The organism is Jeongeupia sp. HS-3, from assembly GCF_015140455.1.
Classification (GTDB): Bacteria; Pseudomonadota; Gammaproteobacteria; order Burkholderiales; family Chitinibacteraceae; genus Jeongeupia.
The window spans coordinates 2,956,049-2,973,108 of sequence record NZ_AP024094.1; the positions used below are offsets into that span (position 1 = coordinate 2,956,049).

15 protein-coding genes are annotated in these 17,060 nt (G+C 62.1%); 10 read left to right on the top strand and 5 right to left on the bottom strand.

Going from position 1 to position 17,060, the window contains the following annotated elements; all coding sequences use genetic code 11:
- The first annotated feature begins 141 nt into the window (after nucleotides 1-141).
- The 4 genes from metH (at nucleotide 142) to JLC71_RS14240 (ending at nucleotide 5,333) form a co-directional block, all read left to right on the top strand.
- Complete coding sequence (gene metH, locus JLC71_RS14225) at nucleotides 142-3,891, top strand: methionine synthase (RefSeq protein WP_200916099.1); 3,750 nt, start codon at nucleotides 142-144, stop codon at nucleotides 3,889-3,891.
- 242 nt (nucleotides 3,892-4,133) lie between these two features.
- Entirely contained in the window at nucleotides 4,134-4,286 is a 153-nt protein-coding gene (locus JLC71_RS14230; RefSeq protein ID WP_200916100.1) for a hypothetical protein, read from the top strand.
- Between the two features lie 104 nt (nucleotides 4,287-4,390).
- A complete protein-coding gene (locus JLC71_RS14235) occupies nucleotides 4,391-4,594 on the top strand; it encodes a vitamin B12 dependent-methionine synthase activation domain-containing protein (RefSeq protein WP_200916101.1) in 204 nt (67 codons plus the stop codon).
- Between the two features lie 220 nt (nucleotides 4,595-4,814).
- Complete coding sequence (locus JLC71_RS14240; RefSeq protein WP_200916102.1) at nucleotides 4,815-5,333, top strand: hypothetical protein; 519 nt, start codon at nucleotides 4,815-4,817, stop codon at nucleotides 5,331-5,333.
- Between the two features lie 90 nt (nucleotides 5,334-5,423).
- Here JLC71_RS14240 and JLC71_RS14245 read toward each other — a convergent pair whose 3' ends face one another.
- A complete protein-coding gene (locus tag JLC71_RS14245) occupies nucleotides 5,424-6,161 on the bottom strand; it encodes a sporulation protein (RefSeq protein WP_200916103.1) in 738 nt (245 codons plus the stop codon).
- A 450-nt stretch (nucleotides 6,162-6,611) separates the two neighbouring features.
- Here JLC71_RS14245 and JLC71_RS14250 point away from each other — a divergent pair, with 450 nt between their 5' ends.
- Nucleotides 6,612-6,950 carry a hypothetical protein gene (locus JLC71_RS14250; protein WP_200916104.1) on the top strand — a complete coding sequence of 113 codons (339 nt, stop codon included), beginning with the start codon at nucleotides 6,612-6,614 and terminating at the stop codon, nucleotides 6,948-6,950.
- 55 nt (nucleotides 6,951-7,005) lie between these two features.
- On the opposite strand, the gene JLC71_RS16665 is transcribed toward JLC71_RS14250, so the two are convergent.
- Nucleotides 7,006-8,340 (bottom strand): methyl-accepting chemotaxis protein, encoded by a 1,335-nt coding sequence (locus tag JLC71_RS16665; RefSeq protein ID WP_200916105.1) that lies wholly within the window; start codon nucleotides 8,338-8,340, stop codon nucleotides 7,006-7,008.
- A gap of 506 nt (nucleotides 8,341-8,846) precedes the next feature.
- On the opposite strand from JLC71_RS16665, the gene JLC71_RS14260 reads away from it, so the two are divergent.
- The gene (locus JLC71_RS14260) at nucleotides 8,847-9,350 is read left to right on the top strand and encodes a cupin domain-containing protein (RefSeq protein ID WP_200916106.1); all 504 of its coding nucleotides are present in this window, start codon (nucleotides 8,847-8,849) and stop codon (nucleotides 9,348-9,350) included.
- A gap of 10 nt (nucleotides 9,351-9,360) precedes the next feature.
- On the opposite strand, the gene JLC71_RS14265 is transcribed toward JLC71_RS14260, so the two are convergent.
- Nucleotides 9,361-10,125, bottom strand: a complete 765-nt coding sequence (locus JLC71_RS14265; protein WP_200916107.1) for a LysR family transcriptional regulator — start codon at nucleotides 10,123-10,125, stop codon at nucleotides 9,361-9,363.
- A 95-nt stretch (nucleotides 10,126-10,220) separates the two neighbouring features.
- Between JLC71_RS14265 and JLC71_RS14270 the strand changes: the two genes are divergently transcribed.
- Nucleotides 10,221-11,354 carry an epoxide hydrolase family protein gene (locus JLC71_RS14270; protein ID WP_200916108.1) on the top strand — a complete coding sequence of 378 codons (1,134 nt, stop codon included), beginning with the start codon at nucleotides 10,221-10,223 and terminating at the stop codon, nucleotides 11,352-11,354.
- Here the strand turns inward: JLC71_RS14270 and JLC71_RS14275 are convergent.
- Nucleotides 11,351-12,256 carry a pseudouridine synthase gene (locus tag JLC71_RS14275; protein WP_200916109.1) on the bottom strand — a complete coding sequence of 302 codons (906 nt, stop codon included), beginning with the start codon at nucleotides 12,254-12,256 and terminating at the stop codon, nucleotides 11,351-11,353. The two genes, JLC71_RS14270 and JLC71_RS14275, sit on opposite strands and share 4 nt — an antisense overlap.
- A gap of 130 nt (nucleotides 12,257-12,386) precedes the next feature.
- On the opposite strand from JLC71_RS14275, the gene JLC71_RS14280 reads away from it, so the two are divergent.
- Nucleotides 12,387-13,043 (top strand): DsbA family oxidoreductase, encoded by a 657-nt coding sequence (locus JLC71_RS14280; protein WP_200916110.1) that lies wholly within the window; start codon nucleotides 12,387-12,389, stop codon nucleotides 13,041-13,043.
- Nucleotides 13,044-13,093: 50 nt separating this feature from the next.
- The gene (locus JLC71_RS14285) at nucleotides 13,094-13,459 is read left to right on the top strand and encodes a DUF1289 domain-containing protein (protein ID WP_200916111.1); all 366 of its coding nucleotides are present in this window, start codon (nucleotides 13,094-13,096) and stop codon (nucleotides 13,457-13,459) included.
- A gap of 71 nt (nucleotides 13,460-13,530) precedes the next feature.
- Here the strand turns inward: JLC71_RS14285 and JLC71_RS14290 are convergent, their stop codons facing one another.
- Nucleotides 13,531-15,384, bottom strand: coding sequence for an ABC transporter ATP-binding protein (locus JLC71_RS14290; protein ID WP_200916112.1), 1,854 nt, complete (start codon nucleotides 15,382-15,384; stop codon nucleotides 13,531-13,533).
- Between the two features lie 288 nt (nucleotides 15,385-15,672).
- On the opposite strand from JLC71_RS14290, the gene JLC71_RS14295 reads away from it, so the two are divergent.
- Nucleotides 15,673-17,040: an amino acid permease gene (locus JLC71_RS14295; protein ID WP_200916113.1), complete on the top strand. Its 1,368-nt coding sequence runs from the start codon at nucleotides 15,673-15,675 to the stop codon at nucleotides 17,038-17,040.
- Nucleotides 17,041-17,060: the final 20 nt, after the last annotated feature.

The window sequence follows — 17,060 nt, forward strand, 5'->3', positions numbered from 1 at the left end:
CCGTTATGGCAAGTCCTTTCGAGACCTGCAAGGGCGATTGTTGCACTGCAATGTGACACAGGGATAGCGCCGCGTGCGGAGGCGTTGCGGAACGATGTGGTAAAATTGCCGGTTTTCGCCGTTGAATCAACCGGATAAGCCATGAGCATCCCCGCCGCCCGCACCCTCCATCTGCAATCCCTGCTGAACGATCGCATCCTGATTCTCGACGGCGGCATGGGGACGATGATCCAGCAGTACACGCTGGACGAGGCGGCGTACCGTGGCGAGCGCTTTGCCGACTGGCACTGCGACGTGAAGGGCAACAACGACCTCTTGGTGCTCTCGCAGCCGGACATCATCGGCGCGATCCACCAGCAGTATCTGGATGCCGGCGCCGACATCATCGAGACCAACAGTTTCAACGGCACATCGATCGCGATGGCCGACTACGAAATGGAATCGCTGGTGTGGGAGCTGAACTTCGCCGCCGCCAAGCTGGTGAAAGACCTGTGCGTGGCGCAAACCGCCAAAACGCCGGAGAAGCCGCGCTTCTGCGCCGGCGTGCTCGGCCCGACCAACCGCACCTGCTCGATCAGCCCGGATGTGAACGACCCCGGCTACCGCAACGTGACTTTCGATGCGCTGGTCGAGAGCTACCTCGAAGCCATCGACGGCCTGGTCAAGGGCGGCGCTGACCTGCTGCTGGTTGAAACCGTGTTCGACACGCTCAACGCCAAGGCGGCGGTGTTCGCCATCCACACCTATTTCGACCAGAACCCGGATGTCGAGAAACTGCCGATCATGGTGTCGGGCACGATTACCGATCAATCCGGCCGCACGCTCACCGGCCAGACGACCGAGGCGTTCTACAACTCGCTGCACCATGCCGATGCGATTTCGTTCGGCCTGAACTGCGCGCTCGGCCCCGATCTGCTGCGCCCGTATGTTGAGGAAATGAGCCGGATTTCGGACACTTTCGTCTCGGTGCACGCCAACGCCGGCCTGCCGAATGCCTTTGGCGGCTACGACCTTGATCCGGCCGAAATGGCGCTCAACGTCAGGGAATGGGCCGAATCGGGGCTGATCAATATCGTCGGCGGCTGCTGCGGCACCACGCCCGACCATATCGCTGCAATGTATCAGGCGGTGAAGGACGTCGCGCCGCGCCCGCTGCCTCAGATCGAAGCCAAGTGCCGCCTTTCCGGGCTGGAACCGTTCAATATCGGCGATAAAGACCTGTTCGTGAACGTCGGCGAGCGCACCAACGTCACCGGCTCCAAGGCCTTTGCGCGGCTGATTTTGAATGGCGATTACCCGACCGCGCTCGATGTCGCCCGCCAGCAGGTCGAGGCCGGTGCGCAGGTGATCGACATCAACATGGACGAGGGCATGCTCGACGCCCACAAGGCCATGGTGACCTTTTTGAATCTGGTCGCCGCCGAGCCGGATATTTCGCGCGTACCGATCATGATCGACTCGTCCAAATGGGACGTGATCGAAGCCGGCCTGAAGTGCGTGCAAGGCAAGTGCATCGTCAATTCGATCTCGATGAAGGAAGGCGTAGAAAAGTTCGTCGAACAGGCCAAGCTGCTGCGCCGCTACGGCGCGGCGGTGATCGTGATGGCGTTCGACGAAGTCGGCCAGGCCGATACCTTCGCGCGCAAGGTCGAGATTTGCGAGAAGAGCTACCGCATCCTCGTCGATGAAGTCGGCTTCCCGCCAGAAGACATCATTTTCGACCCGAACATCTTTGCCGTTGCCACCGGTATCGAAGAGCACGCGCGCTACGGGCTGGATTTCATCGAAGCCACCGGCTGGATCAAGCAGAACCTGCCGCACGCGAAGATTTCCGGCGGCGTATCGAACGTGAGCTTCAGCTTCCGCGGCAACAACAAGGTGCGCGAGGCGATCCACGCGGTGTTCCTCTACCACGCGATCCAGAAAGGCATGACGATGGGTATCGTCAACGCCGGCGCGCTGGAAGTGTACGAAGAAGTGCCGCAGGCGCTGCGCGATGCGATCGAGGACGTGGTGCTGATGCGCGGCGACCAAACCGATCCGCTCGCCACCACCGAAACGCTGATCGCACTGGCCGACTCGTTCCGTGGCGACGTGAACCAGGCCAAGGGCGAAGACCTGAGCTGGCGTGAAGGAGGCCTGCAAGCGCGCATCACCCACGCGCTGGTGAAGGGCGTCACCACCTTTATCGTCGAAGACACCGAAGAAGCGCGGCTCGCGTCCGAGCGGCCGATCCACGTGATCGAAGGCGTGCTGATGACCGGCATGAACCACGTCGGCGACCTGTTCGGCGCCGGCAAGATGTTCTTGCCGCAGGTGGTGAAATCCGCCCGCGTGATGAAGGCCGCCGTTGCCCACCTCGAACCGTTTATCGAGGAAGAAAAAATCCGCATGGGCCTGCAGGACGCACCGGCCAAGGGCAATATCGTCATGGCGACGGTGAAGGGCGACGTCCACGACATCGGCAAGAATATCGTCGGCGTGGTGCTGCGTTGCAACAACTACAAGGTCACCGACCTGGGCGTGATGGTGCCGGCGCAGAAGATCCTCGATACCGCCAGGGAAATCGGCGCGGACATGATCGGGCTATCCGGCCTGATCACGCCGTCGCTCGAAGAAATGGCGCACGTCGCCAAGGAAATGCAGCGCCAAGGCTTTACCTTGCCGCTGCTGATCGGCGGTGCGACTACCTCGAAGGTGCACACCGCGGTGAAGATCGAGCCGGGCTACCCGGCCGGCCACGTGGTGTACGTGCCCGATGCATCGCGCGCCGTCGGCGTGTGCTCCAGCCTGCTCTCGGACGAACTCAAGCCGGCGTTCGTCGAAAAGCTGCGCGCCGAATACCAGAACATCCGCACCATCCACGCCAACAAGGATCGCACCAAGTTCCTGCCCATCGAAGCCGCGCGTGCCAACGGCTTCGCCCCGGCGACCGGCTTCGACTGGGCCGGCTACACGCCGCCGAAGCCCAAGCAATTGGGCGTGATCAAGTTCGAGAACGTGCCGCTGGAAGACATCGAGCCCTATATCGACTGGAGCCCGTTCTTCAACGCGTGGGAGCTGTTCGGCAAATATCCGAAAATCCTGAACGACGAAGTGGTCGGCGAATCGGCGCGGGCGCTGTTTGCCGATGCACAAGCGATGCTCAAGGATCTGGTCGCGCAGAAATGGATTTCCGCCAACGGCGTCGTCGGCCTGTTCCCGGCCAATTCGGTCGCCGGTGAAGACATCGAAATCTACTCGCCCGAATCCGATCCACAAAATCGCGGTGAACCGCTGATGACCTGGCACAACCTGCGCCAGCAGAACATCAAGGCCGCCGGCAAGCCCAACTGGTGCCTGGCCGACTTCATCGCGCCGAAGGACTCGGGCGTGCAGGACTACATTGGCGCATTCGCCGTCACCGGCGGCATCGGCATCGACCCGCACGTGAAGGCGTTCGAAGACGCCAACGACGACTACAGCGCCATTATGGTCAAGGCACTGGCAGACCGCTTTGCCGAAGGCTTTGCCGAATACATGCACGAAAAAGTGCGCAAGGAGCTATGGGGCTACGCTGCCGACGAAGCGCTGAACGTCGACGAACTGACCGACGAAAAATACAGCGGCATCCGCCCGGCCCCCGGCTACCCGGCCTGCCCGGACCACACCGCCAAGACCGGGCTGTTCGACATCCTGAACGCCAACGACATCGGCATGACGCTGACCGAAGGCTACGCCATGCTGCCGACCGCAGCGGTGAGCGGCTTCTACTTCAGCCACCCGCAATCGCAGTACTTTGCTGTCGGCAAGGTGAACAAGGATCAGGTCGAGGAATACGCGCAGCGGCGCGGGGTGAGCGTCGAGCAGGCGGAGCGGGATTTGGCGCCGAATTTGGGGTACAACGCGTGATGAGAGGCTGCGGGTGACAGAGCAGAAAATCATCATCATCGCCGGGCCGAATGGCGCGGGCAAAATCACGTTTGCCCGCGAATTTCTGCCTAACGAAGCAGCCTGTCCGACGTTCATCAACGCCGACCTGATCGCGGCTGGGCTATCCGTTTGCCCCTGAACTGGCAGCGATTCAGGCCGGCCGACTGATGCTGGCGCAGATTGCCCTGCACGTACCAGCTGATTGCTGAAGGAGAAAATCCATGAAACCCCAGTCCGATTTGCATCAACGTTACCCCGATCTACCCGGCGCGCGCGAAGCGATGAAGCGCGCCTCCGAGGCCGCCCGTAAACTCGCGGAACAGACCGGCACCAAGCTGATCGTGGGCAAACCAAAAGAGCCTGCCAAGGGCTGAAGCAGGACTGCGCGCACCTCTCCCTTTCCAGCTACCTGCACGACAAGATCACACCGCCAAGACCGGGCTGTTCGAGATTCTGAACGCCTACAGCATCGGCATGAATGACCTGTGGCTACGCCATGCTGCCGACCTCGGCTGTGAGCGGCTTCTACTTCAGCCACCCGCAGTCTCAGTACTTTGCCGTCGGCAAGGTGAACAAGGATCAGGCCGAGGAATACGCGAAGCGGCGTGGGGTAAGTGTCGAGCTGGCGGAGCGGGGTTTGGCGCCGAATTTTGGGGTACAACGCGTGATGTTGAATGTGTGATTGGCGGCATTGGCTGGTTGGACATAAACAAAATCCTTGCATGGAAGAGCGGAGGTTTTGTTTTGCAGACTGCCGCCGCGTAGGGCGTATTCGCCGCACGCGGTCTCATCGGCTTGCCAAAAATAAAACACTGAAGCAACACGTCTTGAAAATAAATTGAAAGTATTTGAAATTTTCATGAAAATGAATGCCAACTTATTTTGCTTGGTGAGTAATAAAAATGATGCGTCTTATTCTGACATCCCTCGTCCTGGTCGGGTTGAGTGGCTGCTCCACCTATGCAGTACAACGTTATTCGGTCAAAGCCGACAATGTCGTCGCTTATCGCGATAACAATAAAAAATATAACGTGGGTCAATTTACTTCTACCGAAGCCAATCTCAAGCAAATTATATGTCGTGGTGTCGGTCCGATCAAAACCCCGGACGATCAAACCTTCGCAGAATATATTGCTGGTGCAGTCACTGATGAATTGAAGATGGCTGGTGCGTATGACAGCAAATCGGACAAAAAGTTAACTGGCAATTTGGATCTGGTCCAATTTGACTCGATGGATGGGTCATGGTCTTTGACTCTCACGCTTGTATCGGCAAACGGCACTCCTGTACAAAAACAGGAAAAATACAAATACACCACCAGCTACTACGGCGAAACGGCTTGCAATCAAACCGCCCAAGCCTTTATGCCTGCGGTACAAAATCTGCTGGGTCAGTTTGCAAACGATACAAAATTAAAGTAACCGCAGTACGCCGGATTAACGTCACTGAATGGCGGATTGTCGCTTTGCTCCGAATGGCCCAAGGCCACGTCGTCCACCCTACGCCGTGGTTTACGAGAACAACGGCGCCAGCATCCGCTGCACACTCGCCGCACTCAACCCCGCATGCGGCACGCTGACCACGCGGTAGCTGTCGCCGCGATGGCGCCGGTCGATCTCGATGATGAGATGGGTGGCGCCGTTGCCGGGCAGGAAGGAGACCTCGACCTCGGCGATGCCGCCATAGCCGCTTGGGCGGAATTCGAGTTCCTGATAGCAGCCGCTCTGGCTGTTGCCGGCCTGGGTCTGCAAATAGCCGGCTTCGACGTCGGCGCGCACCAGCGCGTAGCCGAGCGATCCCATCGCGGCGATCGTGCATTGCATCGCCTCGGTCGGTTCGACGACCAGCGGGTCGCGGTCGGAGGCGTCGATGGCGCTGGCGATCTCCAGCCGGGTTTCCAGCCAGACGTGCGTACGGTTGTCGTGGCACGGCAGTGCGGTGACCGGGGTTTCGCCGGGCAGCGTCGCGTTGAGCGGAATCGTCATCGTTTCGCCGGCGCGCAGCACGAAGCGCTCGTTCAGCGGCCAGTGCGCCAGCGCGTGGGGCTTGGTGTATTCGCCGTTGTCGCTTTCGACTTCGACCTGGGTGCACAGCACCAGCTGCAGCCCCTCGATGGTCTGGTCGACCGCGCCACCTTTGAGGACCACCTCGCCGAGCAGCGTGCCGCCCGGCACGAGCCGGGACCGGACAATGCGCGTATCGACCTGGGCGCCGCCGAAACCGGCAGCGGCTAACAGACTACGGAACATGAACTACTCCTGCGTGGGTGTGATGGTGGCCGGCGGCCGTATGGTGACGCGAGCCTGACGGGCTGTGACACTGATCGCCGGCTTGCCCGCATCAGAGTGCGGCGGCGTGCGACAGTTCCGGGACGGGTTGAAGATCGTCGCCGCAATCGTCAGGCCGGGTCGATCATGTGCGGCTGAGGAGATGGCCCGGCAGGTAGCTGCTACGGTGCGGTCCGGCTACGATTCGTGATCGCCAGCTGGAGTGCATGCCGACGATCGGCGATGAATGGCGACGTTTTCCGAGATTGGCCTGTTTTTCCGGAAAAATATCCCTGCTTGCCCTGTCGTGCCGATGTGCTTCCCTCCGCGTGAGGTGGCCGTGCCAGTTTACGTATGTTGTCATGACGACAAACCAGGCAAAAAGAGTTTGGTGTCAGGAAGCTATAATCCGGCCTCCATAAGGGAGATACGATGAGCACATTGATCGGGACGTGGGAGCTGGTATCGGGTGAGTGCATGGAGGGCGAAAAAATGCACGTTTACGACGCGGGACTGACCTCGCGCAAAGTCATCAACGCAACGCATTTTTCGTTCATATCCTGCCAGGACGGTGCTTTTTGGGGCGCGGGCAGCGGCGCTTACAGGCTGGAAGGCGATCTGTATATCGAAACGCCTGATGTCGGTACCTATGTGAACGGGCAGGTGCGTGACTACGTGTTCCGCCATCAAGTCGGCGGTAACGAGTGGCGCAACGAACGCTGGGAGCAAGGCGTGCGTGTGGAACTTGAAATCTGGCGCCGTGTGGATTGAATCTGCCCATTGAAAACGCCCCGTATCTAACGGGGCGTTTTTGCTGCCACGGGGCTCAGGCGCGGGATTGCTGCTTGATCGATTCCACCGCCGAGAAGGTGTTGATCACTTCCAGCACCTGCTTGCTGCTTTCGCGGATTTTGTTGATCGCTTCGCCGGCGTCGTTGGCGTAGCCGACGCCTTGCTCGGCCTGTTGCAGCATCTGGTTGACGCCGGTAATCGCCGAGCTGGTGCCGCTGCGGATGACGTCGATCATCGCGGCGATTTCGCTGGTCGAAGCCGAAGTGCGCTCGGCCAGTTTGCGCACTTCGTCGGCGACCACGGCAAAGCCGCGGCCCTGCTCGCCGGCGCGGGCGGCTTCGATCGCGGCGTTCAGCGCCAGCAGATTGGTTTGGTCGGCGATTTCCTTGATGGTGTTGACGATCGACGAAATGCTCGACGATTTGGCGCCCAGTTCTTCGATCAGTTGCGATGATGTTTTGGCGCTGACGGCGATATTGCGCATTTCCAGCGCCGCCGTTTCGATGACGCGGGCGCCTTGCTGCGAGACCTCTTCGGTCTGCGCGGACAGCGTGTACGCCTCTTTCACATGCACCACATCGTTCTGGATCGCGAGTTCGCGCTGGGTGACGTCGCTGGCGAACTTGATCACCTTGTAGAGCTTGCCGTCGGCGTCGAACATCGGGTTGTACGATGCTTCCAGCCAGATCACCTTGCCACCGGCGCCACGGCGCTCGAACTGGCCGGCGATGAATTCGCCCTGGTTCAGTCGTTGCCAGAAATGGGCGTAGGCCGGGGTGCTGGTATAGGCGTCATCGCAGAACATCCGGTGGTGATTGCCGACCAGCCGGTCGAGCGTATAACCGACGGTTTTCAGGAAGTTGTCGTTGGCGGTGAGGATGGTGCCGTTGGGTGCGAATTCGATCACCGCCATGGCGCGGTGGATCGCCTTGATCTGGTTTTCCTGCTCCTGCGTACCGCTGATGCGGCCGCTGATGTCCTGGGCAAACGTGATCACGCTTTCCAGCTTGCCGTCGGCGCCATAAACCGGGTTGTACGAGGCTTCGAGCCAGACCACCTCGCCGTTGTTGCGCACGCGCTTGAACTGGCCGGAGATGAATTCGCCCTGCTGCAGCTTGCGCCAGAAATTCTGGTATTCGGGCGTGCTGGCGTATTGTTTTTCACAGAAAATACGGTGGTGTTTGCCGACGATGTCTTCCAGTTTGTAACCGACGGTGAGCAGGAAATTGTCGTTGGCTCTGAGGATGGTGCCGTCCGGCTTGAATTCGATGGTGGCCATGGCGCGGCTGATGGCGTTGAGCACCGACTTCTGCGTGCTGTTCGATTGTTGCTGCTCGGCCAGCTGCCGTTTGATCGCTTGATTGAACATTCTCGTCTCCAAGTATGTGACCGTTTTTTACGGCGTTGCCGACAGCGTTCGTGTACGGATCGATGGCCCGTTTATGCGTCGCATCACCAATCATTCGCCCTTACATCACCGTAGTTCAGCCCATATTTCGATCCAAGAAAAAAGCCACAAATGCTTTTTACATACTTTCAATCATTGTACGAATGTGCGGTCGGCACAGTTCTGGCCATTTCGCGAATCGGGCTGGAACAGGCGATTTGCCTTGATTGGCGCGAGTGCTGGTGTGGGGCGGCATTGCGCTGAATGGGTTTGCCGCTGATCGGATAGCTACGAGCGGTGGGTGCAGTCCGTCATTGAGTCAATTCCCTGACGGTAATTCTTGAGCTAGTAAGCTTGTTCGGCCGGGCTGGCGCAGCGGGCGAGAGTATCGATACGTTGCCGCAACGTGGGCCTGCCCTCGCGCCCTTGCTATGCTTTGGCCCGCGTCTTGCCCGGCGCTTTTTCTCCGATCCTGCAGGAAGGCTTCAATGAGTTGCACCATTCTCAATCTCGACACGATCACGCCGCAGCCGCTGCCCGCCGGTCTGGCCGCGCCAGCGGGGACGGCCAGACCCTATGGCGCGCTAGTGGGGATGATCGGCGCGCAGATCAGCGCCCGGCAGCTCGGCTGCAATCTGGTCGTGCTGCCGCCCGGGCAGCATGCCTTTCCGTTTCACAACCACCGCAACAACGAGGAAATGTTTCTGGTGCTTGCCGGCGAGGGCGAAATACGTCTGGGCACGGAACGTCATGCGCTGCGTGCCGGCGACATGCTCGCCTGTCCGGCGGGCGGCCCCGAGACCGCGCACCAGATCCGAAATACCGGCTCCGGCGATTTGCGTTATCTGGTCTTCGGCACCCGGCAAGCGCCCGATGTGATCGAGTATCCCGATTCGGGCAAGTTTCGCGTGATGACCGGTACGCCGGGCGAGGGCGGGTTTGATGCGGTCGTGCGCAGCGGCAGCGAGGTAGATTACTGGGCCGGCGAGTAGCTCCGCAGCATCAGTCCGCCGTGCCCAGATAGCCGCGCATGCCGTCGACCAGCGCATCGAAAACGGTGCGGTAACGGGCGGTGCTGCGCAGGTTTTCGTGCATCACCACCCAGGCCGGTACGCGCGGCTGAAAGTGCCCGGGCAGGATGCGGATCAGGCCGCTGCGCTGTGCCAGCGCCGCGTGGCAGGCGCCGATGCCGAACCCTGCGCGGATCATCGCCAGCTGGGCCAGATCGCAGTCGGTACGCAGGCTGAACTGCTCGCGCGTCAGCGCCTGGCCATCCAGCTGCAGCGTGCGCGTGTAGGCCGCGCCGGCGTCAAAGCCGATCAGCGAGTGGGCGAACAGCCCGGCGACCGACACCGGTGCGTCACGCCGTGCGAGGTAGGCAGGATGGGCGAACAGCCCGACCTCGATCTCGCCGACGCGCTGTGCCAGCAGCGCCGCCTGGCTCGGCGGCGCGACGCGTACGGCAATATCGGCTTCGCGCCGGATCAGGTCGTCGATCCGGTTGGAGACCGCCAGTTCCAGCGCGGCCGCAGCCGCGGCCAGCGCTTCGGCCTCGGGCTGCAACGCCAGCGCCGCACTGGTCGGCACCAGGCCTTCCTGCGATCGGGTGAACAGCGTGACCTCCAGCGCGGCTTCCAGCGCGCTGATGTGGCGGCTCAGCGTCGACTGGCCGAGCTTGAGCGTGCGCGCGGCCGCCGAGAGCGAGCCTTCGCGCAGCACGGCGATGAAGGAGCGGTAGAGCGACCAGTCTGGTGGAGGATTGGGCATGCAAAAGAGGATAGCGACTCGCCGGATTTATGCAATTCCGGATTGCCGGCGACTGGGCGAAGCTGCTGCTTTCAACGCGGCAAGGAGCTCGCACGATGTCGGCACTTTCGATCACCCCGTTTACCGTTGCCATCCCGGAGGCCACGCTCGGCGATCTCCGCCAGCGGCTGGCGCACACGCGCCATGCCGCAGCGATCGACAGCGACGGCTGGTCGGCGGGCATGCCGCCGCAGGTACTGCGCACGCTGCTGGCGCACTGGCAGGATTTCGACTGGCGCGCAGCGGAAACGGCCATCAACGCCTACCCGGCATTCCGGACCGAGATTGACGGCGTCGGGCTGCATTTCGTGCATGTCCGCGGCGAGGGCCCGAACTGCATTCCGCTGATCCTGACCAATGGCTGGCCCAGCTGTTTTCTGGAACTGCTGCCGCTGATTCCGCTGCTGACGAAATCGGTGAACGGGCTGGCTTTCGATATCGTGATCCCGTCCTTGCCGGGCTACGGTTTTTCCGATCAGCCGCTTGAGCCGGGCATGAACATCACCCGGATTGCCGCGCTGTGGGCCAGGCTGATGGCGGGACTCGGTTACGCGCGTTTTGTGGCGCACGGCAGCGATATGGGCGCCGGCGTGGTCGATCGTTTGCGCGCCAATCATGCCGGGCAGCTGATCGCCATCCACATGATCAACGTGTTCTCGGGCTACCCGGCCGACGGCGCGCTGGCGCCGGAGGAAGCCGCGTATCTGGCCGCAGCCGGACAATGGCGTGCAGCGGAGTCCGCTTATGCGATGTTGCATGCGAGCAAGCCGCAAACCATTGCCGCGGCGCTGAACGATACGCCGGCCGGGCTGGCGGCGTGGATAGGCGAGAAATTCCACGGCTGGCGCGATGGCGGCTTGCGAATGGACGACCGCGCCGCCCTCGATGCGCTGTGCGCCGTGCTGACCGTGTACTGGGCAACGCAAACCATCGGCAGCTCGCAACGGCTGTACCGCGAGGCATTTGCCGATGCCGGCGCGATGTCGCCGCCGCCGCGGCACGGCGTGCCGGTTGGCGTGGCGGTTTTTCCGGCCGACATCCTGCCGGCGCCCAGGACGTGGGCGCAGCGCTGGTTCGACCGCTGCGACTGGCAGGCCATGCCGCGCGGCGGACATTTCCCCGGCTTCGAGACGCCGGAACTGCTGGCCGACGAGCTGCGACGCTTTGTCGCGGCCTTGCCGGCCGGTTAAAGCGGGTGTTCGAGCCGGCGCGGGCTTTCGAACCGGCGTGCCTCGCCGCTGACTGGGTCGACGAATTCGATCGCCCGGGCCAGCAGCTGCAAGGGCTGGCTGAAATCGTCGCCCTTGTCCGGCAGGATCGCCGGGTACCACGGGTCGTTGACGATGGGGATGCCGAGCGCGGCCAGGTGGGCGCGCAGCTGGTGTTTTTTGCCGGTGTGCGGCAGCAGTCGGTAGCGGGCCAGTTCGCCGGAGGATTCGATCAACTCGATCCGGGTTTCGCTGTTCGGCTCACCGGGCACTTCATGCATGGTGAAGTTTTCCTCGCGTTCTTCCAGCCGGCTGCGATGCACGCGCGGCAGGGTCAGCCCGGCGTCGAATGGCGCGATGGCCTCGTATTCCTTCTGCACATCGCGGCTGGCAAACAGTGCCTGATAGGCGCCGCGATGCGCCGGCGACGCACAGAACAGCATCACCCCGGCGGTTTCCCGGTCGAGCCGGTGGATGGGCGTCAGTTGCGGCAGCCCGAGGCTGGCACGCAGGCGCGTAAGCAGGGTTTCCTGCAGATGGCGGCCGGCGGGAATGCAGGCAAGAAAATGCGGCTTGTCGGCGACCACCAGATAGTCATCGCGATACAACAGCGGCGATGCGAACGGCACCGGCGTTTCCGGCGGCACCTCGCGGTAATACCAGACGCGCGCATGCGGCAGGTAGGCGCTGGCGAGGCTGAACGGCGTGCCGTGCTGATCGACCAGCGCGCCGCGTTGCAGTCGCTCAATCCACTGTTGCGCCGGCACATGCGGGAAGCGCGCAATCAGAAAACCGAGCAGATCGGGCCAGTCGCCAGCGGGCAGGTCGAGAAAGCTCGGGGCCACGCCGTCGCGTAGCGGCAGGGGGGCGGTGCGTCGGGTCATGGTGCGGCGGACAGGAAGAAGCCGCCCAGTTTAAAGCCGCCGGCCGCCCGGCGCTTGATTCCGCGCCGCCCAGCCACAACTGTTAGAAGATCAGGCAGCCAATCCGGCCTGCCGCTGCCGAGGCCGCACCATGAAGACCACGCTGAAAATCGATTTTGTTTCCGATGTTTCCTGCCCGTGGTGCGCCATCGGTCTGGCATCGCTGTTGCAGGCCGCCGAGCAGGTGGCCGATGCGGTGACGCTGGATCTGCACTTTCAGCCCTTCGAGCTGAATCCGCAGCTCGGGCCCGAAGGGCAGGACGTGGCCGAGCATCTGATGGACAAATACGGCATGGATGCCGAGCAGCTGGCGCAAAACCAGGAGGCGATCCGCGCGCGCGGCGCCGAGCTGGGTTTTACCTTCAATATGGCCGGGCGCCGGGCGTACAACACCTTTGATGCGCACCGCCTGCTGTACTGGGCCGGCGAGCTGGGTGAAAACAGGCAACTGGCGCTGAAACAGGCGCTGCTCGCCGCTAATTTCACCCACGGCCAGAACGTCAGTGACGTTGAAACGCTGGTGACACTGGCCCAAACGGTGGGGCTGGATAGCGATGAGGCACGCGCCGTACTCGGCAGCGATCGCTACGCCGGCGAGGTACGCGAGCAGCAGGCGTTCTACCAGCAGCAGGGCATTTCCTCGGTGCCGGCGGTGATCATCAACGAGCAATACCTGATCTCGGGTGGCCAGCCGCCGGAGACTTTCGCCAAGGCTTTGCGGCAGATTGCCAGCGGCGACGCCGGCTGACGGCTGTAGCACGGCGGTACAATGGCGGCTTGCCGATTCAAAGCTCCGCCATGACCGATTACCCCACGCCGCCGGGCCTGCCTTCACCCTGCGTCGGCCGCTGCGCGCTCGATACCGGCGGCCAGACCTGTACCGGCTGCCGCCGCACCCTCGCCGAGATTACCGCCTGGTCAAGCATGGATGACGCCGGCAAGGCTGAGGTATGGGCGCGGCTGCGTGGTCTGCAGGCGCCACAGCCGCGTGGCAAAGTCTGCTCGCATTGCGGCGCTGGCTTTGATTGCGGCACCGGTGGCGCAAACGGCGGTTGCTGGTGCGCCGATCTGCCACCGGCAATGCCGTGGCCACCATCGGCCGATTGCCTTTGTCCCGGCTGCCTGCGGGCATCGATCGACGAGATGGCGCGCCAGCGCGGCTGATCTCATCGGCGATGACATGAAAAAAACGGCGCACTTCTTATCGGAAGTGCGCCGTTTTTGCGAACGAAGGCTTAATGGACGACTTCTGCGCCATCCTCGCTCTCTTCGCCAAGGAAGCCGCCGCTCTGGTGCGCCCATAGTCGCGCATACAGGCCGCCCCGCGCCAGCAGTTCGGCATGGCTGCCGGCCTCGACGATCATGCCCTTGTCGAGCACGATCAGCTTGTCCATCGCGGCGATCGTCGACAGCCGGTGGGCGATGGCGACGACGGTCTTGCCTTCCATCAGCCGGTACAGGCTGGTCTGGATGGCCGCTTCGACTTCCGAATCGAGCGCGCTGGTCGCTTCATCGAGCAGCAGAATCGGCGCGTCCTTGAGCATCACCCGCGCAATCGCCACGCGCTGGCGCTGGCCGCCCGAGAGCTTCACCCCGCGCTCGCCGACATGTGCCTCGTAGCCGCTGCGACCCTTCGGATCGGTCAGTGTCAGGATGAAATCGTGTGCTTCGGCGCGATGCGCCGCGGCGATCATCGCCTCGTCGCTGGCATCGGGGCGACCGTAAAGCAGGTTGTCGCGTACCGAGCGGTGCAGCAGCGAGGTGTCCTGCGTGACCATGCCGATCTGCGCGCGCAGGCTGTCCTGGGTGACGCGGGCAATATCCTGCCCGTCGATCAGGATGCGGCCCTGTTCGAGGTCGTAAAAGCGCAGCAGCAGATTCACCAGCGTCGATTTGCCCGCGCCAGAACGTCCGACCAGGCCGATCTTTTCGCCGGGACGGATGGTCAGGTCCAAATGCTCGACCACCGGGCGTTTGCCGCCGTAGGCAAAGCCGACGTTCTCGAACCGGATTTCGCCTTGCGGCACTTGCAATGGCTTGGCATCGGTCGCATCGGTGATCGCGATCGGTCGCGACAGCGTGCTGATACCGTCCTGCACCGTACCGATCTGCTCGAATAGATTGGCCATTTCCCACATGATCCAGTGCGCGATGCCGTTGAGCCGCAGCGCCATCGCCGTCGCCGCGGCCACCGCGCCCACGCCGACCTCGCCGCGCGTCCACAGCCACAGCGTGGCGCCGGTGGTGGCGGCGATCAGCAGCATGTTCAGCGTGTGGTTGACGATCTCGAAACCGCTGACCAGCCGCATCTGCCGGTAAGCGGTCTGCATGAATTCCTGCATCGCGGTTTTGACGAAACCCGCTTCGCGGTTGGTGTGGCTGAACAGCTTGACCGTGGCGATATTGGTGTAGGCGTCGGTGACGCGCCCGGTCATCAGGCTGCGGGCATCGGCCTGCGCCTTGGCGGCCTTGCCCAGCCGCGGCACGAAGTACCACACCGCCAGCAGGTACAAGGCCAGCCAGCCCAGAAAGGGCACGACCAGAATCCAATCGAAACGGCCGACTACGGCGAGCATGGTGATGAAATAGATCACCACGAATACCAGGATGTCGGAAATGATCATCACCGTTTCGCGCACCGCCAGTGCGGTTTGCATCACCTTGGCCGAGACGCGGCCGGCGAATTCATCCTGATAGAAACTCATGCTCTGGCCGAGCAGATGGCGGTGGAAGTTCCAGCGCAAACGCATCGGGAAATTGCCGGCCAGCGCCTGGTATTTGCACAGCGCCTGTAGCGCGATCACCAGCGGACTGGCGAGCAGAATGCCGCCGAGCAGCAGCAGGGTATTGCCGTGCTGCTGCCATAGCTCGGCAGGCGGCACCTTGCTGAGCCAGTCGACGATGGTGCCCATCATCGAGAACAGCAGCGCTTCGAACGCGCCAATCAGCGCGGTGAGCGTGATCACCAGCGCAATCAAGCCGCGCATGCCGGCGGTGCCGGCCCAGATAAAGGCGAAGAAACCCTTGGGCGGTTGCGCCGGCTGGGCGTCGGGATAGGGTTGCACCCGTTTTTCAAACCAGTTGAACAAAACGACTCCTTGGATAAAGGCGAGCGCCGGGGGCGGCTTGTGGCCGGCCACGGCTAGGAAAATATGCGGAACAGATGCCGATAAGGTTACGCCAAACCATTGCTTGGCTTGCAGGTGAACCGATGTCAGACCCAGGGATGGCCGAAATGTTCGCCAATCGGGCAAGCCGGGCATAAATTTCAGTTGTTACGCACGACCGAATACTGAGTTTCCTCAGTGAAGCCGGAGCGCTTGGCGAAGTACACTCGCGGGCGCAGTCTATTTTTTCACGTTTGCGGGACACCTATCTTGGATGACACAACCCAACACGATGGTCTAAAGCGCGGGCTGAAGAACCGTCACATCCAGCTGATCGCGCTTGGTGGCGCCATTGGCACCGGGCTTTTCCTCGGTTCGGCCAGCGTACTCAAGGCCGCCGGGCCGTCGATGATTCTCGGCTATGCCATCGGCGGCATTATCGCCTTCATGATCATGCGCCAGCTTGGCGAGATGGTCGCACAAGAACCGGTCGCCGGTTCGTTCAGCCACTTCGCCTACAAATACTGGGGCGATTTCCCGGGCTTTCTGTCGGGCTGGAACTACTGGGTGCTGTACGTGCTGGTGAGCATGGCCGAGCTGACCGCGGTTGGCGTGTACGTCAATTACTGGTGGCCGGCGGTGCCGCCGTGGCTGTCGGCGCTGATGTTCTTCGCCGTGATCAACGCGATCAACCTTGCCAATGTGAAGTTCTATGGCGAGGCCGAGTTCTGGTTCGCGATCATCAAGGTGGTGGCGGTGATCGGCATGATCGTGTTCGGCGGCTATCTGCTGATTTCGGGCACCGGCGGCCCGCAAGCGTCGATCACCAATCTGTGGAACGACGGCGGCTTCTTCCCGCACGGCTTCTCCGGGCTGTTCATGATGCTGGCGGTGATCATGTTCTCGTTCGGCGGGCTGGAGCTGATCGGCATTACCGCGGCCGAGGCCGACGATCCGCAAAAGAGCATCCCCAAGGCGGTGAATCAGGTGATCTACCGGATACTGATTTTCTACATCGGCGCGCTGACGGTGCTGCTGTCGCTGTTTCCGTGGAGCCAGGTCGCCCAGGGCGGCAGTCCCTTCGTGATGATCTTTTCGCAGATCGGCGAGGGCTGGGTCGCCAATGTGCTCAACTTCGTCGTACTGACCGCGGCGCTGTCGGTCTACAACAGCGGCGTCTACGCCAACAGCCGCATGCTTTATGGTCTGGCGCAGCAGGGCAACGCGCCCAAGGTGCTCGCCCACGTCGACGGCCGTGGCGTGCCGGTGCCGGCGATTGCGCTGTCGGGGCTGGCGACGTTCTCCTGTGTGATCATCAACTACCTGATCCCGGCCGAGGCGCTCGGCGTGTTGATGGCGCTGGTCGTGGCCGCGCTGGTGCTCAACTGGGCGCTGATCAGCCTGACCCACTTCAAGTTCCGCAAGGCCATGGTCGCGCAGGGCGAGAAGCTGGTGTTCAAGTCGTTCTGGTATCCGCTCAGCAACTGGATCTGCCTCGCTTTCATGGCGATGATCATCGTGATTCTGGCGATGACGCCGGGGATGTCGGTGTCGGTGTGGCTGGTGCCGGTGTGGCTGCTGCTGATGTGGGCTGGCTACGTGTGGAAGCAACGCAAGGCGGCGCAGGCCAAGCACTGATCTGGTGCTGGCCAGCACAG